The 21,212-nt window shown below is 56.1% G+C and carries 18 protein-coding genes; 10 read left to right on the forward strand and 8 right to left on the reverse strand.

All coding sequences use genetic code 11. The features are described from left to right. Positions 1–160 precede the first annotated feature (160 nt). The 5 genes from KDX30_RS00500 (at position 161) to KDX30_RS00520 (ending at position 4,475) form a co-directional block, all read left to right on the forward strand. A complete protein-coding gene (locus KDX30_RS00500) occupies positions 161–868 on the forward strand; it encodes a histidine phosphatase family protein (protein ID WP_231674647.1) in 708 nt (235 codons plus the stop codon). 43 nt (positions 869–911) lie between these two features. Then, entirely contained in the window at positions 912–1,226 is a 315-nt protein-coding gene (locus tag KDX30_RS00505; RefSeq protein ID WP_027899113.1) for an SCP2 sterol-binding domain-containing protein, read from the forward strand. Positions 1,227–1,587: 361 nt separating this feature from the next. After that, a complete protein-coding gene (locus KDX30_RS00510) occupies positions 1,588–2,655 on the forward strand; it encodes a phosphotransferase family protein (RefSeq protein WP_231674648.1) in 1,068 nt (355 codons plus the stop codon). 37 nt (positions 2,656–2,692) lie between these two features. Further along, positions 2,693–3,460 (forward strand): SDR family oxidoreductase, encoded by a 768-nt coding sequence (locus KDX30_RS00515; protein ID WP_099268824.1) that lies wholly within the window; start codon positions 2,693–2,695, stop codon positions 3,458–3,460. A 235-nt stretch (positions 3,461–3,695) separates the two neighbouring features. Then, positions 3,696–4,475, forward strand: coding sequence for a TSUP family transporter (locus KDX30_RS00520; RefSeq protein WP_027899110.1), 780 nt, complete (start codon positions 3,696–3,698; stop codon positions 4,473–4,475). Here the strand turns inward: KDX30_RS00520 and nudC are convergent. Together nudC and KDX30_RS00530 are read right to left on the reverse strand one after the other, a co-directional pair. After that, positions 4,443–5,279 carry an NAD(+) diphosphatase gene (nudC, locus tag KDX30_RS00525; protein WP_231674649.1) on the reverse strand — a complete coding sequence of 279 codons (837 nt, stop codon included), beginning with the start codon at positions 5,277–5,279 and terminating at the stop codon, positions 4,443–4,445. The two genes, KDX30_RS00520 and nudC, sit on opposite strands and share 33 nt — an antisense overlap. Before the next feature lie 46 nt (positions 5,280–5,325). After that, entirely contained in the window at positions 5,326–6,138 is an 813-nt protein-coding gene (locus tag KDX30_RS00530) for a crotonase/enoyl-CoA hydratase family protein (RefSeq protein ID WP_231674650.1), read from the reverse strand. Positions 6,139–6,421: 283 nt separating this feature from the next. Between KDX30_RS00530 and KDX30_RS00535 the strand changes: the two genes are divergently transcribed. Continuing rightward, positions 6,422–7,906 (forward strand): ATPase domain-containing protein, encoded by a 1,485-nt coding sequence (locus KDX30_RS00535; protein WP_231674651.1) that lies wholly within the window; start codon positions 6,422–6,424, stop codon positions 7,904–7,906. After that, positions 7,903–9,933, forward strand: coding sequence for a response regulator (locus tag KDX30_RS00540; protein WP_231674652.1), 2,031 nt, complete (start codon positions 7,903–7,905; stop codon positions 9,931–9,933). Before KDX30_RS00535 ends, KDX30_RS00540 begins: the two co-directional genes overlap by 4 nt. 55 nt (positions 9,934–9,988) lie before the next feature. Here the strand turns inward: KDX30_RS00540 and KDX30_RS00545 are convergent, their stop codons facing one another. From KDX30_RS00545 to KDX30_RS00565, 5 genes are all read right to left on the reverse strand, one after another. Beyond that, positions 9,989–10,366, reverse strand: coding sequence for a response regulator (locus tag KDX30_RS00545; RefSeq protein ID WP_027899105.1), 378 nt, complete (start codon positions 10,364–10,366; stop codon positions 9,989–9,991). A gap of 96 nt (positions 10,367–10,462) precedes the next feature. Continuing rightward, complete coding sequence (locus tag KDX30_RS00550) at positions 10,463–11,644, reverse strand: hybrid sensor histidine kinase/response regulator (RefSeq protein WP_027899104.1); 1,182 nt, start codon at positions 11,642–11,644, stop codon at positions 10,463–10,465. Further along, positions 11,638–12,255 (reverse strand): chemotaxis protein CheB, encoded by a 618-nt coding sequence (locus KDX30_RS00555; RefSeq protein WP_122703680.1) that lies wholly within the window; start codon positions 12,253–12,255, stop codon positions 11,638–11,640. Before KDX30_RS00555 ends, KDX30_RS00550 begins: the two co-directional genes overlap by 7 nt. Then, complete coding sequence (locus KDX30_RS00560) at positions 12,252–13,073, reverse strand: CheR family methyltransferase (protein ID WP_122394746.1); 822 nt, start codon at positions 13,071–13,073, stop codon at positions 12,252–12,254. Before KDX30_RS00560 ends, KDX30_RS00555 begins: the two co-directional genes overlap by 4 nt. Before the next feature lie 49 nt (positions 13,074–13,122). Then, complete coding sequence (locus KDX30_RS00565) at positions 13,123–16,647, reverse strand: response regulator (protein ID WP_231674653.1); 3,525 nt, start codon at positions 16,645–16,647, stop codon at positions 13,123–13,125. A 255-nt stretch (positions 16,648–16,902) separates the two neighbouring features. Between KDX30_RS00565 and KDX30_RS00570 the strand changes: the two genes are divergently transcribed. Together KDX30_RS00570 and KDX30_RS00575 are read left to right on the forward strand one after the other, a co-directional pair. After that, positions 16,903–17,262 carry a response regulator gene (locus KDX30_RS00570; RefSeq protein ID WP_027899100.1) on the forward strand — a complete coding sequence of 120 codons (360 nt, stop codon included), beginning with the start codon at positions 16,903–16,905 and terminating at the stop codon, positions 17,260–17,262. After that, the gene (locus tag KDX30_RS00575; protein ID WP_406643654.1) at positions 17,255–18,592 is read left to right on the forward strand and encodes a glycosyltransferase; all 1,338 of its coding nucleotides are present in this window, start codon (positions 17,255–17,257) and stop codon (positions 18,590–18,592) included. Before KDX30_RS00570 ends, KDX30_RS00575 begins: the two co-directional genes overlap by 8 nt. A 541-nt stretch (positions 18,593–19,133) precedes the next feature. Here KDX30_RS00575 and cobF read toward each other — a convergent pair. Then, positions 19,134–19,892 carry a precorrin-6A synthase (deacetylating) gene (gene cobF / locus KDX30_RS00580; protein WP_231674654.1) on the reverse strand — a complete coding sequence of 253 codons (759 nt, stop codon included), beginning with the start codon at positions 19,890–19,892 and terminating at the stop codon, positions 19,134–19,136. A gap of 297 nt (positions 19,893–20,189) precedes the next feature. Between cobF and KDX30_RS00585 the strand changes: the two genes are divergently transcribed. Further along, positions 20,190–21,095 (forward strand): AraC family transcriptional regulator, encoded by a 906-nt coding sequence (locus KDX30_RS00585; protein WP_231674823.1) that lies wholly within the window; start codon positions 20,190–20,192, stop codon positions 21,093–21,095. Positions 21,096–21,212: the final 117 nt, after the last annotated feature.

Here is a 21,212-nt window from a genome sequence, read left to right on the forward strand (position 1 = left end):
TTCAAGGGTCGCGGATGGATCAAGCATACCGGTGCGACCAGATGGCGACCAGCCGCCAATCGTTTCATAATGGCCATTCAAACAAGCGTATGTTTTTTCATTGACACGCCTTAGGCATCCTCATAACCTCGCAAACACTTCAACGTACCGGGAAACGGACGTGGGCAGCATCTATCTGATACGACATGGACAGGCATCCTTTGGTGCCGACGATTACGACGTGCTGTCGCCGATCGGCATTCGTCAGTCAGAATTACTCGGTGCACATATCGCCCGGACCAACTTCAGGTTTGATCGCTGTATCACTGGCAGCTTGCGCCGTCAGCAGCACACTGCCGAACTGACGCTGGGTCAACTTGATGCTGCCGGGCTGAAAGCTCCGGAACTGGAAATCGATCCAGCGTTCAATGAATTCGACGCGGAATCCGTCATCCGCACCCTGCTACCCACTCTTGAAAACGAACCCGAAGCGTTGCACGTGATGCGTAATGCCGCTCAACACCGTGCCGAGTTTCAGCGCCTGTTTTCAATGATCGTCTCTCGCTGGCTCAGCGGTAGCCACGACGATGAAGGCTTGCAGAGCTGGCAGGCATTTGTTGCTCAGGTTCAGGCTGGATTACGTCGAATACTTGAGCGGGCTGAACGCGGCGAACATATTGCCGTGTTCACCTCGGGCGGCACCATTACCGCCCTGCTCCACCTGATTACTCAAATGCCGGCCGAGCAGGCTTTCCAGCTCAACTGGCACATCGTCAACACCTCGTTCAGCCACCTCAAATTTCGTGGTCACGAGGTTGCCCTGGCAGGCTTCAACAATTTTGCACACTTGCAACTAATCAATACGCCGGAACTCATCACTTATCGGTGATCCAGGCAAACCTTGCAGAACAACCACTAGAAAGGACCGAACCATGACCTCCGTAGCCGACGCCGTTCAAGCCATGAAAGCCAAGTTCAACCCAAGTGCCGCCGCTGGCCTGGACCTGGTTTTCGGCTTCCGTATCGATGAAGACAAACATTTCTCGCTGATCGTCAAAGACAGCACCTGCGAGCTGCAGGAAGGTGAAAACCCTGATGCGCAGGTCACGCTGGTGATGGACGGCGAAACGCTGGAAGGTATTGTCAGCGGCGAGACCGACGGCATGCAGGCGTTCATGGGCGGCAAGCTGCGCGCTGAAGGCGACATGATGCTGGCGATGAAGCTCAGCGAATTGTTCCCGGCCTGATTGCAACGCTCTGAACATGAAAACCGAAGCCTGCGTGCTTCGGTTTTTTTTTGGCTGTTTTTTCTGGGTTTCTATAAAAATACAACTACCTGATTTCAATAATTTTCTGTAGGAGCTGCCGAAGGCTGCGAAGCATTTCTCCTGATACACCGCGATCGCAGCCTTCGGCAGCTCCACAGGTCACCCGTTTGCTGCGTGACAGCGTGGGGTCAGGGATACCAAGGCTATTTCTACAGTATCAAGCCCATCAAAACCGATGATCAACCTGCAACACGGCGACCAATAAGACAGTTTGAACATTGTTAGCTACATTCGATTAGTCAATGATCTACGCGCACCATAATAAGCAGAAGGGATAAGCATGGCGCTTACTGACCAGTCCACAGAGATCCGTGCAGGCGAAGAGCTGGATGCCGCGCTCATAGACCCGTACCTGAAAGCGCAGATTCCCGGCCTTGAAGGGATACCGCACATCAGCCAGTTTCCCGGTGGCGCGTCTAACCTGACGTATCTGCTGCAGTACCCTGATCAGGAGTTCGTACTGCGACGCCCGCCCTTCGGCCACAAAGCCCGGTCGGCCCATGACATGCGGCGGGAATTCCGCATCATCAACCAGCTCAAGGATGCCTTTCCATACTGCCCGAAAGCTTATCTGCACTGCGTGGATGAGTCAGTGATCGGTTCCGAATTCTATGTAATGGAGCGAATCAAAGGCATCATTCTACGTTCGGACTTGCCAGCGGATCTGAACCTGGATGCCAGCCAGACCCAAACCCTGTGCAAGAGCTTCGTTGACCGCCTGGTGGAATTGCACCGCGTGGATTATCAAGCCTGCGGCCTGGGAGACCTGGGCAAGCCCGAGGGCTACGTGGAGCGCCAGATTCGCGGCTGGACGGAGCGCTATGACAACGCCCGCACACCGGATGCGCCCGAATGGACGCAGGTCAAGGCATGGCTCTCGGATAAAATGCCTGCTGACCACCCTGTACCCGCCATCGTCCATAACGACTATCGCTTCGACAACGTACTGCTCGACCCCGCCAACCCGATGCAGATCATTGGCGTGCTGGACTGGGAAATGACCACCCTCGGCGATCCGCTGATGGATCTGGGCAACACGCTGGCTTACTGGATTCAGGCCGACGACCCGGCCCCGGTGCAGTTGATGCGGCGTCAGCCCAGCCATGCGCCGGGGATGCTCACCCGCCAGCAATTCGTCGACTATTACGCCGAACGTTCCGGCATCCGCATCGATAATTTCGATTTTTACTACACCTACGGACTGTTCCGCCTGGCCGGGATCGTGCAGCAAATCTACTATCGCTTTTTCCACGGCCAGACACAGGACAAGCGCTTTGCGCAGTTCATTCACATGAACAAGCTGCTTGAGCACATGAGCCTGCAGGTGATTGGCAAATCTACGCTCTGACTGCAACCCGACACTGCGACCCGATAAGGAAAACAACATGTCCAGAACCGAGCTGTTCGACCTCGACGGCAAGATCGCCTTCGTCTCAGGAGCCAGCCGCGGCATTGGCGAGGCCATCGCCAGATTGCTCGCACGGCAAGGCGCACATGTGATTGTCAGCAGCCGCAAGATCGACGGCTGTCAGCACGTGGCAGATGCCATCATCGCCGATGGCGGTCAGGCGACGGCAATGGCTTGCCATATTGGTGAGATGGAACAGATCACCGCGGTGTTCGCGCAGATTCGTGAGCAATTCGGGCGGCTGGATATTCTGGTCAACAACGCGGCCACCAATCCGCAATTCTGCAACGTGCTGGACACTGACCTGGGCGCATTTCAGAAGACCGTGGATGTGAATATCCGGGGCTATTTCTTCATGTCGGTCGAAGCTGGCAAATTAATGCGCGACAACGGGGGTGGCAGCATCATCAACGTGGCTTCGATCAACGGCGTTTCTCCAGGGGTTTTCCAGGGTATCTATTCCGTCACCAAAGCGGCGGTGATCAACATGACCAAGGTGTTCGCCAAGGAATGCGCGCCTTTTGGCATTCGCTGCAACGCCCTGCTGCCCGGTCTGACCGACACTAAGTTCGCCTCGGCACTGGTCAAGAACGACGCGATACTCAAGACCGCCCTGCAGCAGATCCCGCTCAAGCGAGTGGCAGACCCTTCTGAAATGGCCGGTGCCGTGCTTTACCTGGCAAGTGCGGCGTCCAGCTATACGACGGGTGTGGCGTTGAATGTGGATGGCGGGTTTCTGTCCTGACTGCGCGCGGGGAAATCGTTCGCTGCCTACGCTTCGATTAACTCTGTGGGAGTCGGGCTGAACCGCGATCAGGCTGGAAACAGCTCTCGGATAGACCAAGGTGTTCTTATCGCGGGCCCGGCTCCCACAGGTTTTGCGTAATCTTGCTCCACCTTTCCAACTGCGCCACTACCTGCAGTAACATACGCCGCTTCCGGGCAGCCTTTTCTGCCCGACTGCCAAGTAAGCCCTTCCCATGCCTTTTGAACTGAGTGTCGAACCGGGCACCCTCGCGGTGCTGGTTGTCGTTGCCTTTGTTGCCGGTTTCATTGATGCCATTGCCGGAGGCGGCGGCTTGCTGACCACCCCGGCGCTGATGACAGCGGGCCTGCCCCCGCATCTGGTGCTGGGCACTAATAAACTCAGTTCGACCTTCGGCTCGGCGACTGCGAGTTTCACCTTCTACCGGCGCAAGCTGTTTCATCCTCGGCAATGGACCCGTGCCCTGATCGGGACCGCTGTCGGCGCACTGATCGGTGCAGCGATCGCTCAGTACCTGCCCGGCGAATGGATCAACCAGATGCTGCCGGTGATTGTTTTCGGTTGCGGGCTCTACCTGCTGTTCGGTGGCACGCCCAAGGCGCCGTTGAACAGCGATGCGCCCATCAAGAAAAAATGGCAGTTGCCTCAAGGCCTGGGGCTGGGTTTTTACGACGGTGTTGCTGGTCCGGGAACGGGTGCCTTCTGGACGGTCAGCTCACTGCTGATCTACCCGCTTGATCTGGTCAAGGCCAGTGGCGTGGCACGCAGTATGAATTTCGTCAGTAACGCGGCCGCGCTGTCGGTGTTTATCTTTTCCGGTCAGGTGGACTGGCTGATCGGCTTGAGCATGGGTATCGCAGTGATGCTGGGGGCAGCGCTTGGCGCCCGTAGCGCCATCAAAGGCGGGGCGAAATTCATTCGCCCGGTGTTCATCACGGTCGTGCTTTGCCTGACCGCCCGCCTAGCCTGGCAGCACTGGTTCGGGGGCGCCTGAGCGCTGCGCCAGATACAGTTCGATCAGATGCCGGGCGATGGAGCGGCTGGCAGGCAATGGCGGTAGGTCATTGATATTGAACCAGCGTGCGTCTTCGATTTCGTCCGGCTGGGGCACAATTTCGCCACTGTCGAATTCGGCATGGAAGCCCAGCATCATGGAATGCGGGAACGGCCAGCACTGACTGCCCACGTAGCGAATGTTTTTCACCTTGACCTGCACCTCTTCCATGACTTCCCGGCGCACGCAGTCTTCGGCGGATTCACCCGGCTCAACAAACCCGGCCAAGGTGCTGTAAACCCCGGTCACGAAGCGTGGCGACCGCGCCAACAGCACTTCATCGCCCCGGGTAATCAGCACGATCATGCTCGGCGAGATGCGCGGATAGAAACGCAGGTTGTCATGCTCGCAATACATGGCACGCTCCCCCGCCACCTGCACGGTGGGACGTCCGCAACTGCCACAGAATCGATGCTCCCGTGCCCAGGTGCTGATCTGGGCGGCGTAACCCAGCTGCTGGAAGACGTCGTAATCACCGGACAACATGAACTGACGCAACCCTTGCCAAGTGCAGCCTTCGACTTCAACGGGGTCTTTCAGAACGTATAGATACACCGGCTCGCCATCAAAATGGCCAATACCGTGCTCACTGATGAGGGGCAGCGCCTGTTGCTTGAGCCACTCACGAGGAAACATTGCCCCGTTACCATCCAGCAGGAAACCTTGCTCGCTGTGCACAACAGCCCAACCGCCCGGAGTCTGAACATCCAGTACAGCGGTGGTCCAGCGACTGGGGACTGACATAAGAACTCCCTGATGAGTTGATCTGATTCTCGCGCTTTTTTTTGCTCTAGTTGTCGAAGACAGGCTTCTGCTTGCTCATCTGCGCAACCATGGCCGTATTCAAGTCCGCCGATTGCAGCATGGCTGCGTTCCAGATGGCAACGTGCTCAAGCCCGTCATCGACACGGTGATCACGCATGTAGCTGATCATTTCCTTGGTTCCAGCAATGGCGATTGGCGACTTGGAGGCGATTTGCGCAGCGATGCCCAGAACACCTTCGAGCAGCCTGGCGCTGTCGGCGAAAACGCGGTTGACCAGGCCAATCTCGCGGGCTTCCGCGGCTTCTACAGTCCGCCCAGTGTAAGCCAGTTCGCGCATGATACCGTCCCCGATGATGCGTGGCAGGCGTTGCAATGTGCCGACGTCAGCCGCCATGCCCATATCGATCTCACGAATCGCAAACTTCGCGTCCTCGGCGCAATAGCGCATGTCGCACGCCGACACGAGGTCAATGGCACCACCGAGGCAATAACCCTGAATGGCTGCAAGTACCGGCTTGCGACACTGGTCGACCGCAGTGAACGGGGCTTGCAACTGCCGAATCTTGCGTCGCAACGTCCGGGCATTACGCCCGGCGTCCTTACCCAGCTCGTTGGCGACCGAAGCCAGCAGTGTCAGATCGATGCCAGAAGAAAAGTGCTTGCCCGCCCCGCTCAGCACCACGACGCGAACTTCATCGTTCTCATCAATCCACTGGAAAATCTCAATGATTTCAGACCAGAATGCAGCGTCCATGGCGTTGACCTTTTCCGGTCGATTGATCTGCACGTGGGCGATGTGATCACTAAGCTTTACGACAAAGGATTGGTAGTCAGACACGGAGGTTCCTCTCTTGATTTTTCTTGTTCTAGCCACGACTCGATTCAGCCAAAGACTATATCAACACTGGCCGTTACGCGATAAGGCGGCAGTTGTGCCATACGCTGGATATCCGTCCCGAAACCCCGCTGAAAGCGGGCTGCACGGTGCGAAAGTCTGAACGCTCCCGACACTCAGCGGTCCGTTAATAGGTAAGTGATAGTGAGCTGCGTCATAGGCATTGACAGCGCAGCGGCCGATTTCAAGGCTATGCCACACCCCTAAGGTCGCAAGAGGGCGATTCTTGACTACATCAAAAGCAGCAACCGGTATTGTGGGCCTCGATGACATTCTGGCGGGTGGTCTTTCCCGGCGGCATGTGTTTCTACTCGAAGGCGAACCCGGCACAGGCAAGACGACTGTAGCTCTGCAATTTCTTCGTGCAGGTGCCCTTGAAGGCGAACGTTGCCTGTATATCACCCTGTCAGAAACCGACATCGAACTGCGCGATGGCGCAGCTTCCCATGGCTGGACTCTGGACGAGAACATCGTTATCTACGAGCTCACGCCACCTGAAAGTCTGCTCGATGCAGACAATCATCAAAGTTTGTTGTATTCATCGGACCTTGAACTGGGCGAGGCAACGCGTCAGATTTTTGAAGTGGTCGAACGCGTGAGACCTACCCGGGTCGTCATCGACAGCCTTTCGGAAATCCGCTTGCTGGCGCAAAGCTCCCTGCGGTACCGACGGCAGATTCTGTCCATCAAGCATTACTTCACCCGCTATGACGCGACGGTGCTGCTGCTGGATGACCTGACCACCGAAGCACTGGACAAGACGGTGCACAGCGTCGCCCATGGCGTGATTCGCCTGGAAGAACTGAACCCGAATTACGGCGCCGAGCGCCGTCGCCTGCGAGTGGTCAAATATCGCGGGCAGAAATACCGCGGTGGCTTCCACGACTTCACCATCAAGGGTGACGGCATCCACGTTTTTCCTCGGCTTGTGGCTGCAGAACACCGCACCCGATTCGAACGCGGAATACTGTCCAGCGGCGTGCCTGAGCTAGATGCATTGTTGGGCGGCGGCATCGACGGGGGCTCCAGCACCTTGATTCTGGGACCAGCGGGTACTGGTAAATCGCTGATCTCTCTGGTATTCGCGGCTGCAGCTGTGGCCCGCGGCGAACGTGTCGCGCTGTTCATTTTCGACGAAGAGCTCGGCCTGCTGTTCACCCGCATGCGTAAGGTCGGCGTCGATCTGGAAGCGCTGGAAAAGAGCGGCAACCTGCTGATTGAACAGGTCGACGCCGCTGAACTGTCGCCGGGCGAGTTCGCTCACCGGGTACGTGCCAGCGTCGACGAAAAGCAGATCAAAACCGTGGTCATCGACAGTATCAACGGCTATACGGCGGCCATGCCGGAAGAGAATGCACTGATTCTGCATATGCACGAACTGTTGCTCTATCTCAATCGCCAAGGCGCCTCGACATTCATGACCGTTGCGCAACATGGCCTTGTGGGTGACATGCGTGCTCCGGTTGACATCACTTATCTGGCCGATACGGTCATGTTGTTACGCTACTTCGAAGCCCAGGGTGAAGTGCGCCGCGCAATCTCAGTCATCAAGAAGCGTACTGGCACTCACGAATCTACCATCAGGGAGTATCGCATCAGTCATCAAGGCCTGAGGATAGGCAAACCGCTCTCAGCGTTTCAGGGTGTGCTCAGCGGCATTCCTCAATACGCCGGATCAAACAGTCCCTTGATGCAGGATGACGAGGAGTGAGCACCCTCGGACTGCTATCGGAAAGGGCAATTATCCTGGCCCCACGGGGCCGGGACAGCCAGATCGCTTTAATGATTCTGCAAGAGGCGGGTTTCCCCGCCCTCGTCGCCCATACCCTTGCCGACCTGAGCGCTGAGCTGAGCCTCGGCGCGGGTATGGCGATCATCGCCGACGAGGCCCTGCGCGGCAAAGACATCGGCATTCTGGTGCAGACCCTGGAGCGCCAGCCGCCCTGGTCGGACCTCCCTGTGGTGCTCCTTACCCATCACGGCGGCCCGGAAAAGAGCCCTTCGGCCTACCTGGGCACCATGCTGGGTAACGTGACCTTCCTTGAGCGCCCTTTCCATCCCTCCACACTGGTCAGTCTGGTCACCACCGCAATCCGCGGACGTCGGCGACAATACGAAGCCAGAGCGCGCATGGAAGACCTGGCGGAAGGCGAGCAACGTTTACAGAACGCACTCAAAGCCGGACGTCTGGGCTCATGGCAACTTGAAGCCGAGTTCCTGACCCTCGACTGCTCGGATATATCCCGCTCTCATTACGGGCGCAGCGAGAGCGAGCGCTTTGACTATGAAGACTGGCTCGACGCGGTCTTCGCCGAAGACCAGCCTCGCATGCAATCGGCGCTGCAGCGCAGCCTGGACAGCGGCGACGATTTCATCATCGAATATCGCAACGTATGGCCTGATGGCTCATTGAATTGGGTTGATGTCCGGGCGCGTGCCATTCGCGCCAAGAATGGCCGGGTCAGCTCTTTGGCAGGGGTGACGTCTGACATCACCGAGCGCAAGCAGGCTGAAGCGCAACTGCGACAACTCAACGAAACCCTTGAGCAGCAGGTCGAAGAACGTACCTCCCAGCTCAAGCACAACGAAGAAGTGTTGCGCCAGTCGCAGAAAATGGAAGCGGTTGGCCAATTGACCGGGGGCATTGCCCACGACTTCAATAACATGCTGACCGGCATTATCGGCAGCCTGGAGTTACTGCGAAGGCGTCTGGCTCGCGGGAATACCGAAGACCTGAACAGCCTGATTGACCTGGGCGTTACGTCCGCCAACCGTGCCGCCGCCCTGACCCATCGATTACTTGCCTTCTCCCGCCGCCAGTCACTGGACTCCAAACCGGTCGAGATGAATCAGTTGATCAGCTCCATGGGAGAGCTGCTCAACCGAAGCCTCAACGAGAGCATTCGTCTGGAGCTTCACCTGCACGAGCAGCTGTGGACTGCGGAAGCCGACCCCAACCAACTGGAAAGCGCCCTGCTCAACCTGGTGCTCAACGCCCGGGACGCCATGCCTGATGGCGGTCTGTTGATCGTTGAGTCGTCCAACGAGAGTCTGGACAGATCCTTCACCAATGCCCACGAGAACCTGCTGCCTGGCGATTACGTGGTGCTCAGCGTCAGTGACACCGGTTACGGCATGCCGGACAGCGTAATCAGCCGCGCCTTCGACCCGTTCTTCACGACCAAACCCATTGGTCAGGGCACCGGGCTCGGTCTTTCGATGATCTATGGCTTCAGCAAGCAGTCCCACGGCCATGTCGCAATCAAAAGCGAAGTAGGCAAAGGCACCACGGTTCAGCTATACCTGCCACGCTTCAAAGGCCAGCAGACTCAAGACGAGCAGATCATCCACAGTCCGGAGAGCTTTGCCAAAGAAGGCGAAACGGTGCTTATCGTTGAGGATGATGCCGCCGTCCGGGTATTGGTCAGCGAAGTTCTGGGCGAATTGGGTTATGCCTACGTGGAGGCGGGTTCCGGACCTGAAGCCGTGCCTATCCTGGAGTCCGGCCAGCGTATTGACCTGCTGATCAGCGATGTCGGTCTGCCGGGCATGAACGGTCGGCAACTGGCCGAAATAGGCCGTCAGTTGCGTCCGAATCTCAAAGTGCTATTTATCACCGGTTATGCCGAGCACGCGGCCGTCAGAGCGGGCTTTCTCGATGATGGCATGCAGATGATCACCAAGCCGTTCGCCTTTGACAACCTGACGTCCAAGGTTCGGGAGATGATCGAGGAGTGAATGACTGTTGCGGCGCCATCAACCCGATAGGTGATGGCGCAAGGAGATGATCGATTCAGGCCAGAAGCTTTTCGATCTGGGAATGCAGGGTCTCCATATTGAATGGCTTGGCCAGAATCGGCGCCTTTTTCGCAATGGGGCTGCCGGACTCGACGATTTCTGCCGGATAACCGCTGATGAAGATAACCTTCAGTTCCGGCCGAAGTTTCACGGCAGGCTCTGCGATCATCACCCCTGATATCCCCCCAGGCAGGCGGTAATCAGTGATCATCAGATCCAGATGGGGCTTGGTGGCAAGAATTTCGAACGCCTGCTCACCGTTCTCCGCCTGCAACACTCGATAGCCCTCGCCCGACAGATAGTCGGCAAGCAACATCAGGATCAGCGGCTCGTCTTCGACGATGAGGACGACATTTTCTGCATCAGAGCTCATGGAACTGCCTTCGGTTAAATAGCTGCCATTACGACCATGATGATGGCCGTAGGTTGCGTAAATATCGGATAAATCTGACGTTGATTTCTTGCGCTGCTAAACCGGCAGGCAGACCCTGAACATAGAGCCTTCGCCTTCTGCGCTTTCCACAACAATGCGCCCACCATGAGCAGACACAATCTGGTCAGAGATAAACAAACCGAGGCCCAGTCCATGCACCGCATGGTTGGCAGCAACCCGTTCGAATTGCTGAAAAATCCGCTGCTGGTTTTCGGCGCTGATACCAATGCCCTGATCATGGACCTCAACCCGCGCCTCACCGTCCTCAGCGTAAACGCGGACCTTGATGGGCTTGCGGGCGCCATAGCGCAGGGCGTTAGTCAGCAGGTTGGCAATCACTTGCTCGATGCGGAACTCGTCCCACACACCGATGACTGGCTCTTCAGCCTTGAACGTCACACTGGATTCGGCCGCTGCAATCTGCGCGGAGAAGCTTTCGAGCAGGTTACTGACCAGTTCGGCAAGATCGAAGGCGCTGGTGCGGATCGACAGCTTGCCAGTGCGAATACGTGAGACATCAAGCATGTCTTCGATAAGGCGGATCAGGCTCTGAATCTGGCGCTCGTCACGATCAACCATGGCCCGCAGCTTTTCCATGGTGAACGCTGCGGCGTTGTCTTTGGCCAGGTGCAGCTTGCGCAGCTGGGTTTCCAGAATCAGTCCGTTCAGCGGCGTGCGCACTTCATGGGAGACGATTGACATGAAGTCGTCGCGCATCCGCACGGCGTGCTCCAGTTCGTTCTGAGTCACCTGCAGCTTTGCCAGCAACTGCTCCTGCTCTCGACGACTCTGCTCCAGCGCTTCGACCTGCAGTTTCATCGCCTTGCGTTGGCGATACAGGTCGACGAATACATTGACCTTGCTTTTGACCGCATGAATGTCCAGAGGCTTGTGCAGAAAATCCACAGCGCCGCTTTCGTAACCCTTGAAGGCGTAGTTGAGCTCGCGCCCTGCGGCACTGACAAACACAATCGGAATATTTTTGGTGCGATCCGTGCCGCGCATCATTTCCGCGAGCTCAAAGCCGTTCATGCCCGGCATCTGAACATCGAGGATGGCCATGGCAAATTCGTGCTCAAGCAGCAACGACAAGGCCTCATCGGCCGACAAGGCTTTATAGACCTCACGATCTTCGCGCTTGATCAGCGCTTCGAGCGCCAACAGGTTTTCCGGCAGATCATCAACGATCAGCAACTTGGCTTGAATGTCACTCAGCATGCAATTCGTTCCAGCTCGACCAACAGTTGGCCTATATCGTTTAAAGGCAGGAGGTAATCAGGCTTATGAAGCGCCAGGGCGGCATCAGGCATGGTGCGCGCCTGAGCCTCGTCCGGATCCTGAACCACCGTCATGCCGCCGGAAAGCTTGATACACGACAGACCATAGGCGCCGTCGTTATTGGCGCCTGTCAACAGGAAACCCGCCAGACGCGGCCCGTAGGCATCCGCGGCTGACTGAAAAAGAATGTCGATACTTGGCCGGGAATGAAATACCCGATCCTCCTGACTCAGCGACAGGCTCAAATCATTTTCCACCGACAAGTGATAACCCGGCGGCGCGAAATAAAGCGTACCAGGAGCAATATCTTCCTTATCGTCCGCTTCTTTTACCTTGAGCGGTACCCGCGCCTGAAAAACCTGAGCCAACTGACTAATGCGCTTTTCAGGTACATGCAGCACAGTCAGGATAGGCAACCGATAACCGACCCTCAGCGATGCAAATATCTTCAGCAGCGCATCGACTCCGCCGGCGGACGCACCTACCACAATGGCGTCTACGACCGGCAGTGGTGAGTCAATTACGTCATTGCCAGAGAATGATCTTTTCATGTCTTGCGGTAGATCCGTTCCGGTTTGACCAAAGGCTCGAAATGGCTGCTGTAGCCGGAAAAATCCAGCGTTTCCTTGCTGCCCAGTACCAGAAACCCCCGGTGACAGAGCGACTCATGGAAGAGCCCGAACGCGCGATCCTGCAATTTCTTGTTGAAGTAAATCAGTACATTTCGGCATGAAACCAACTGTGTTTCGGAGAACACGCTGTCAGTTGCCAGACTGTGGTCAGCGAACGTCACGTTTTCACGCAGGGTTTTGTCGAATATCGCGTAATCGTAGGCGCTGGTGTAGTAATCGGAAAACGCGCACTGACCGCCAGCCTTCTGGTAGTTATCGGTATAAGCACGGACATTTTCCATAGAGAAAATCCCCTGCCTCGCCTTGTCCAGCGAGCTCGGGTTGATATCAGTGGCGTAAATGATCGTCCGGTCCAGCAGGCCCTCTTCGCGCAGCAGAATGGCCATCGAGTAAACCTCTTCGCCCGTGCTGCATCCGGCAATCCATACCTTGATTGACGGATAGGTGCGCAACAGCGGAACTACCTCCTGACGAATCGCCAGAAAATGCGACGGATCGCGAAACATCTCGCTGACCGGGATCGTCAGAAATTGCAGCAATTGCATGAAGGCCTGAGGGTCGTGAATCACCCGTTCCTGCAATGCAGAAATAGTCGTGCAGTCAAACTGGCGCAGCGCGTGACTGATGCGGCGCTTCACCGATGCGCCGGAGTAGTCACGAAAGTCGTAGCTGTACTTGAGATAAATAGCCTCAATCAACAGACGTATTTCGATGTCCGTGTTTCTGTCTTGAGACATGGCGGAACCTTTAGGTGCGGGCTGGATGCTCAGCTTGGGCTCATCCAACTCAAATACGTTCCATTTTGGGCAGCCAGACACGTATCAGCGAGAACAGTCGGTCCAGGTCAATAGGTTTGGCCAGATAGTCATTTGAGCCAGCCTGCAGACAACGCTCCTGGTCATCCTTCATGGCTTTGGCAGTCACGGCGATGATCGGCAGCTTGCGCCAGCGTGGATCCTTGCGAATCTCGATGGTCGCTTCATAGCCATCCATCTCCGGCATCATCACGTCCATCAACACCAGATCGATATCTTCGATTTCGTTCAGCTTGCTGATGGCCTCGAAGCCGTTACGCGCAACTTCGACCACCGCGCCCTTGTGCTCCAGCGCGCTGGTCAGGGCAAAGATATTACGTACGTCATCGTCGACGACCAGAATCCTGCGCCCTTCAAAGACCTTGTCGCGACTGCGCGCGGTCTTGAGCATCTTCTGGCGCTCGTTGGAGAGCTGCGACTCAACCTTGTGCAGGAACAGCGTGACTTCATCGAGCAAGCGTTCGGGTGAGCGCGCGCCCTTGATGATGATCGAGCGTGAATATTTCATCAGCTCGGCTTCTTCATCGCGGGTCAGGTTGCGACCGGTATAGACGATGACGGGCGGGAACGAGCAGATTTCATCGGTGGACATACGCTTGAGCAACTCATTGCCCAGCATGTCTGGCAACTTCAAGTCGATGATCATGCAGTCATAGATATTGTCGCGCAGCAGGTCCAGCGCATCCTGGGCGAAACCTACTGCGGTGATTTCAATGTCGTCGTCCCCGATCAACCGCGCAATGCTGTCGCGTTGCAGGGCGTCATCTTCCACCAGCAGGATACGTTTGACCTTTTGGGTCAGCTTGGATTCGAGCTTGGCGAAGACATCCTTGAGCTCTTCACGGGTGGTCGGCTTCACCGCATAGCCCACAGCGCCCATGTGCATGGCCGCTTCCTGACGATCTTCAACGGAAATCACGTGAACCGGGATGTGTCGCGTTGGCGCCAGCTCTTTCAGGCGCTGCAAAACCGTCAGCCCGGAATGATCCGGCAGGCGCATGTCCAGCAGGATTGCGTCCGGGGTGAACTGAGCCGCCAGGTTGAAACCGTCATCGGCGGCATGGGCAACAAGGCAGTGGTAACCCAGCTCGTGAGCCAGGTCGAAAAGGATTTTGGCGAAAGCCACTTCGTCTTCAATCACAAGAATGCAGCGCTTGCTCGACGGCAGCCTTTCCCGGTCATCGGCGAAGCTCGGCACAGGCGCTTTAGCGGGTGTCGCGGGAACCGCTGCGGCAGCCGGCGGCAAAGATGCCGATGCATGCACAGGCATAGCAGACATAACCGGCGCTGGGGTTGGCGCAGGGACTTCGCCATATTCCAGCTGCACCGACTCGACATACTGTTCAGGAAGAACCAGGGTGAAGATACTGCCCTGCCCCGGCTCGCTGGTCACGCTGATCGAACCACCGAGCAGGCGCGCCAGATCCCGGGAAATGGACAACCCCAGACCGGTGCCGCCATAACGACGGTTGGTGGTGCCATCAGCCTGACGGAAAGCTTCGAAGATACTTTCCTGCTGCTCCGCGGCAATGCCGATCCCGGAATCACGCACAGTAAAGACAATCCCTGCGCCCGGTTGACGCGAGACGATCATGCTGACAGTGCCGGTCTCAGTGAACTTGATAGCGTTCGACAGCAGGTTTTTCAGGATCTGTTCCAGTCGCTGGCGATCGGTGTAGAGCATGGTCGGTGCACCGGCCTGAAGCTCCACATGGAAATCCAGCTTCTTGTCGAGGGCCAATGGCTGGAACATATTGCGCAGCCCTTCTACCAGACGAGACACGCTGCTGTTTTCCGGGCGCATGTCCAGCTTGCCGGCTTCGACCTTGGAAATATCCAGAATATCGTTGATCAGGTTGAGCAGATCATTACCGGCTGAATAGATCGATTCGGCAAACTTGACCTGTTCGGCGGTGAGATTGTCCGTCGGGTTTTCAGCCAGCAGCTTGGCCAGAATCAACGAACTGTTGAGCGGCGTGCGCAGCTCGTGGGACATGTTGGCAAGGAATTCGGATTTGTACTTGCTGGAGCGTTGCAGCTCGTCAGCACGATTTTCAAGCTCGACCTGAGCAATGTTCAGCTCTTCATTCTTCCGATCAAGCGCATCACGCTGCTCGGAAAGGACCTGAGCCTGATCAGCCAGTTGCTCGTTGGTCTGCTCAAGTTCGGCTTGCTGGGTTTCCAGATGCGCCTGAGACTCCTTGAGAATCCTCGACTGCTCCTCCAGCTCCTCGTTGGCGGTGCGCAGCTCTTCCTGCTGGACCTGCAGCTCTTCGTTGAGCTGTTGGGTTTCAGCCAATACTTCCTGCAAACGCTGACGATAACGCGCCGCTTCGATGGAGGTGCCCACGTTCTCGGCAATCAGCTCCATGAACTCGACATCGCTATCGGTCAGAGGACGCAGGAAACCCAGCTCGATGACACCGTTGACCTGGTCGTCGTTACTGGTTGGCACCACGAGAATGCTGCGTGGGTCGCCCTCGCCCAGCCCGGAAGACACCTTGAAATAATTACTCGGTACATCATCAAGACGGATGATTTTGTCTTGCTGCGCAGCCTGGCCGATCACGCCTTCGCCACTGTAGAGGGACTGCTCGTGCTGTTCCTGCTCACGGGAGAAACCATAGGACGCGACGCGCCTGAGGCCGCCGTGCTCCTGACGCACGTACACCGCTGCAACCACACTGCCCAGATACTGAGCGAAGAATTGCAGGACGTTGGACCCCAGGGTGTTCAGCGTTAATTGACCCAATACCTGTTCAGCCAGCTCACTCTGCCCATTGCGCAGCCAGGCGACTTTTTTCAGGCGCTCGGCGTTTTCTTCCTGAAGCTTGAGGTTGTCGCCATAAGTACTGGACAAGGCCAGCAGATCCCGACGACCGATGTACGCAAGGAATCCGCTGACGCACAGGACAAAAACAAGGTAAAGGCTGACTGACAGGACGGTTGTACGTGTGACGTCGGCATTGCGCGCGAGACGCAATTGCTGCTCTACAGCGACAACTTCTTCGTACTGGCTGCGAATCTCGTCCGTCAGGCGCTTGCCTCGCCCAGTCCGCAGCGGGGCCACGAACTCGCCTTTTATCCGCCGCTGATTAATCATCTCCTCAGCGTACTGACCCCAGTCTTCCTGCAATGCCTGGATACGCTTGAGCCGGTCAACCTGAGGCGGGTTATCGGCAACCAATACCTCAAGCCCCTTCAGCTCTGCAGCGAGCGCCGGTTTTGCCAACTCATACGGGTCGAGATAACGCTCGTCACCCGCCAGCAAATAACCACGCATACCGGTTTCCATATCGATGGAAAGCTTCAACGCGCGGTTGGTATTGTTGATCACTCGGTCGGTGTGCTCGACCCACTGGATGACTGACAGCAGATAGCTGATCAGACCGATGAAAAAGACCGCGCTGATAACACCCACACTCAGGGGTAAAGTGACGTTGCGGCCAAGCAATTTACGAAAACGTTGCTCATCGACAGTAGACGGACGGATCATGATTCATCCTTGGTGATCATCAAACCATGAAGTTTGCCGTAATATTAAGAAAAAGACTCTCATTTCTCACACAGATATCTGAATTTTCTGACATTTAGCTGCCTAAGAACGCATTATTCGTTTCATCAGTGGTACAGCTCGCCTTACCACTCACTCAAACGAGTGCAAATGTTGCTAGCTGGCACCTCCAGCGTTATTTTGCTTACCCGTACCGGTCGCATTACGCCGACCCTGCAGATTTTAAGGAAATCACCTATGTCCGTTCCTGCCAGCACCATTCTAGTGGTCGAAGACGACGCCATTGTCCGCATGCTGATCGTCGACGTGCTGGAAGAGCTGGAATACACAGTGCTCGAAGCTGAGGACGGTGAAGAGGCTCAAAAAGTGCTTGAAGACGAATCCAAGGTCATTGATTTGATGATGACCGACCTTGGCCTTCCAGGCATGGATGGCAAAGAGCTGGCTGCGATTGCGTGCAAGCTTCGCCCATCCCTGCCCGTTCTTTTCGCCAGTGGTTATGCCGAAAGCATTGATGTCCCGGCAGGCATGCACAACATCGGCAAACCGTTCTCGATTGATCAATTGCGTGACAAGGTAAAAAGCATTCTTGGATAAGCACGATTCGCAGCCATTACCGGACAGCTCCGTTTCGGACGCGACAACCCATGTATTGATCATTGGCTATGTGTGGCCCGAGCCTCGCTCCTCGGCAGCCAGCGGTCATGTCATGCAACTGATCCAGTGCTTTCTGGAACAAGGCTGGCAAATCACCTTTGCCAGCCCGGCCACTGAGGGCGAGCACAAGGCAAACCTGGCTGAGCTGGGGATTCGTGAGGTCGACATTGAGCTGAACAACAGCAGCTTCGATGTGTTCATCAGTGAATTGCAGCCGGATATCGTTCTCTTCGATCAGTTCATGATCGAGGAGCAATTTGGCTGGCGGGTAGAGAAACATTGCCCCAATGCCCTGCGACTGCTGGAGACCTCAGACCTGCAAAGCTTGCGTCACGCGCGCCACATGCAGCTCAAAACCTACTTGAGCAATGCAGATCAAGCTGATGATTTAAATAGTTTTTTTGAAGAGTCAGAGCGCGACATTTTTTCTTCGATGGCAACCGGCGATCTGGCCCAGCGTGAGATCGCCGCCCTGTACCGCTCCGACCTCAGCCTGATGACGTCCGACGTGGAAATGCAGTTGCTTGCCCGTGAATTCCGGGTGCCGGAGGGGATCTTGCACTGGTGTCCGCTGATGGTCAGCGATGTCCCTGCGACAGCGCGACCGTTCGCCGAGCGAGCTCATTTCCTGAGTATCGGCAACTTCCGACACGCCCCTAACTGGGATGCGGTGCTCTGGATGAAGAACGCCATCTGGCCGCTGATACGTCAGCAACTGCCCAAGGCTCAGCTGCATATCTACGGCTCCTACACGCCACCCAAAGCCACTGCGCTGCACAACGCGGCGCAGGGCTTCCATGTAATGAATTGGGCGGAAGATGCTTTGAAGGTGATGTCCGAGGCGCGTATTTGCCTGGCGCCGTTACGCTTTGGCGCGGGGGTCAAAGGCAAGATTGTCGATGCCATGTTGTGCGGCACACCGACCGTCACCACGCCTATGGGTGCTGAAGCCATGAGCGGCAACCTGCCCTGGCCCGGCAGCATTGCAAGCAGCGCCGCCGAAATCGCAGATGCAGCAGTGCGCCTTTATCAGGATGAAGAGCGTTGGCATGAAGCGCAGAGCGCTGGCTGGGAGCTGCTTGACGCGCGCTACAGGCACCAGAAGCATTGCACAAGCCTGATTACCCGTATCGAGTACCTGCGTCAGAACCTGCAAGCCCACCGAACTGCAAACTTCACCGGCGCAATGCTGCGACACCACCATCACAAGAGCACTCAGTACATGGCGCAGTGGATTGAGGCGAAGAATCGCAATCCGGTGAAGCCTTGAGGCGCACCTCAGCCCCATGTCGGAGCGAATTTATTCGCGAATGCGGTGTGTCAGCCAGATAATATCTCTCAGGCACGGCCCATCGCGAATGAATTCGCTCCCACGGTGATACCCCATTTCAACTCGGCATTCCGCGAACCTGGGCGAAGAATCGTAATCCGGTTAATCCTTGAGGCGCACCTCAGATCCAAGTGGGAGCGTATTCATTCGCGAATGCGATGTGTCAGCCAGATAATATCTCTCAGGCACGGCCCATCGCGAATGAATTCGCTCCCACGGTGATACCCCATTTCAACTCGGCATTCCGCGACCCCAGGCAAAGAGTCGCAATCCGGTGAATCCTTGAGGCGCACCTCAGCCCCATGTGGGAGCGAATTTATTCGCGAATGCGATGTGTCGGCCAAAGATATTTTTCGGCATACCCTGTGATCGCGGGCAAGCCCGGCGCCCACAGAGATCAGCTCCTGCAACAAACTCTATTTCATTAACTTATTTGCATATTAGTCAATATAAACAATGATTTGTAGCTCATACCTAGAATCTACATCTCATTTCTCAACAGATACGTATCCATGATCCAGCCCTTCTCCTGCCGCGCCTTCGCTCTCGCGTTCTTGATCTGCTCACACACCTCATCCAGCGGCCCTGCAATCAGGATTTCATCTGGCGTCCCAAGATAAGCTCCCCAGTAAATATGCAGGCCCTGGTTAAGAAACCGCTCAAACGTGCAGTGTGCATCAAGCATTACGACGGTGTTCTCAGGTGCTGCATTGTGCTCAAGCGCCAGCCTGCGCCCGGTGGTGATATGGATAGGTTCGCCAATACGATTCAACGGAATACGATGCTGCGCCGCCAATGCCTGCACACTACTTATGCCAGGAATAACTTGATAATCAAAGAGTTGAGGCGAGTTATCAAGAATCAACTCGAAGACTCTTAAGGTGCTGTCGTACAGCGTCGGCTCACCCCAGACCAGGAAAGCCGCCGTTTGCCCCGTTTCTACTTCATCAATGATCAGGCGCTGAAACAACGCCGCCCGCTGCTCATGCCAGCGTGCAACGCCTTGCTGGTAGGAATGTGGATCATCCTCCCGGGAGGGGTCGCTGACCTGCAGCAAGCGATAGTCATCACAGGTGATGTAACGCTCACAGATGTCCTTCCTAAGACGCAGCAAATCATCGTTTGCGTAGCCTTTATCAAGAACGAAGAACACCTTGGCGCGATTCAGCGCATTGATGGCCTGAATGGTGATCTGCTCCGGATTGCCGGAACCGATGCCGATCAGGAGGATGGTTTTCATGAGTTCACTCCAGACGGAACTGAATGGCGCAGGTAGTGGATCAAACTCAAAGCCCTATGGAAGAGATGCCTGGTCTGGGCGGAAATATGGCGATAAACGATAACGCGGTGTGTCTTGTGGCTGCGTCTCATGCATCGCGGGCAAGCCCTGCTCCCACAGGTCATACGCGATCATAGAATCTTCCACACAGGTTGCATCCTGAAGCGAGCGCGCCAGTTGCCACAGGAAACTCTGGATGCTATCGCACACTCAGATAGTGCACATTAGCAGCCTGGCATTCTGGATATCGGCCACATGATGACAAAAACAACAAGAGTCACAGACCCCTCATATGAACTGATGGACGACCATAACGGCTTGTCGATCATCTATCGCGAACACGGCTTCCCCTGCCCTTTGGTGCGTTGGCACTTTCACAAGGAATATGAACTGCACCTGATCGTGGCCAGTTCCGGCAAGGTCTTTGTCGGCGACTACATCGGTAACTTCTATCCCGAGTCCCTGTTCCTCACCGGGCCCAATCTGCCTCATAACTGGATCAGCCAGATCGAAGATGACGAGGTCGTCACCAAGCGCGACATGCTGGTGAATTTCACTGACGAGTTATTCGAAAGCGGCAGCCAGATATTCGCCGAACTGAAGACCCTGGCGCCCTTGCTGGAACGTGCGCAGTACGGCATCGAGTTCCGCTGCAAGCGGACTATTCGCCAGGCCACGAAACTGATGCAGAAGATCGCCGACTCCAAAGGCATCACCCGCCTGGGTCACTTTCTCATCCTGCTTGAATTGCTGGCGAGCAGCGATGACTACCAGTTGCTGTCCGGCAGCAACTCGGCACCGATAGCCGATGAGCACAGTGTCGATCGCACCAACAAGGCCGTCGATTACATCTTCGCCAACTACGCGCGGGAACTGCCGCTGGAAGAAGTGGCCGATTATCTCGGCATGAAGCCTACTTACTTCTCCAGGGTCTTCAAGCAAGCCACCGGCCGCTGCTACGTCGAATTCGTCAATCGTCTACGTATCAGTAAATCCTGTGAGCTACTGGCCGACGGCGACAAGCCTGTGACGGACGTGTGTTTCGAATCAGGCTTCAACAATATTTCAAATTTCAATCGGCGCTTTCAGCAGCTCAAGGGCATGACCCCGTCGCATTATCGACGTCTGGCCGTTCAGCGCCTCACCGAACAAAACCTGTACTGATTCACCGCGCGCGCTCAATCAACGTCTACGCTGAAACTGCGTCGCAGACGGTCGCGAGAAGGCTGCGGCAGTCTAGCGTGGATTTTTCAGGCGCCAACGCAGTACAAAAAAGTATCA

This window comes from Pseudomonas quasicaspiana (assembly GCF_021147825.1).
GTDB classification, from domain to species: domain Bacteria; phylum Pseudomonadota; class Gammaproteobacteria; order Pseudomonadales; family Pseudomonadaceae; genus Aquipseudomonas; species Aquipseudomonas quasicaspiana.

Bases quoted from the DNA above. Each gene is read 5' to 3' on its own strand.
- KDX30_RS00505 (WP_027899113.1), top strand. From the start codon at position 912: ATGACCTCCGTAGCCGACGCCGTTCAAGCCATGAAAGCCAAGTTCAAC.
- KDX30_RS00510 (WP_231674648.1), top strand. From the start codon at position 1,588: ATGGCGCTTACTGACCAGTCCACAGAGATCCGTGCAGGCGAAGAGCTG.
- KDX30_RS00515 (WP_099268824.1), top strand. From the start codon at position 2,693: ATGTCCAGAACCGAGCTGTTCGACCTCGACGGCAAGATCGCCTTCGTC.
- KDX30_RS00520 (WP_027899110.1), top strand. From the start codon at position 3,696: ATGCCTTTTGAACTGAGTGTCGAACCGGGCACCCTCGCGGTGCTGGTT.
- nudC (WP_231674649.1), bottom strand. From the start codon at position 5,279: ATGTCAGTCCCCAGTCGCTGGACCACCGCTGTACTGGATGTTCAGACT.
- KDX30_RS00545 (WP_027899105.1), bottom strand. From the start codon at position 10,366: ATGAGCTCTGATGCAGAAAATGTCGTCCTCATCGTCGAAGACGAGCCG.
- KDX30_RS00550 (WP_027899104.1), bottom strand. From the start codon at position 11,644: ATGCTGAGTGACATTCAAGCCAAGTTGCTGATCGTTGATGATCTGCCG.
- KDX30_RS00555 (WP_122703680.1), bottom strand. From the start codon at position 12,255: ATGAAAAGATCATTCTCTGGCAATGACGTAATTGACTCACCACTGCCG.
- KDX30_RS00560 (WP_122394746.1), bottom strand. From the start codon at position 13,073: ATGTCTCAAGACAGAAACACGGACATCGAAATACGTCTGTTGATTGAG.
- KDX30_RS00565 (WP_231674653.1), bottom strand. From the start codon at position 16,647: ATGATCCGTCCGTCTACTGTCGATGAGCAACGTTTTCGTAAATTGCTT.
- KDX30_RS00570 (WP_027899100.1), top strand. From the start codon at position 16,903: ATGTCCGTTCCTGCCAGCACCATTCTAGTGGTCGAAGACGACGCCATT.
- cobF (WP_231674654.1), bottom strand. From the start codon at position 19,892: ATGAAAACCATCCTCCTGATCGGCATCGGTTCCGGCAATCCGGAGCAG.
- KDX30_RS00585 (WP_231674823.1), top strand. From the start codon at position 20,190: ATGACAAAAACAACAAGAGTCACAGACCCCTCATATGAACTGATGGAC.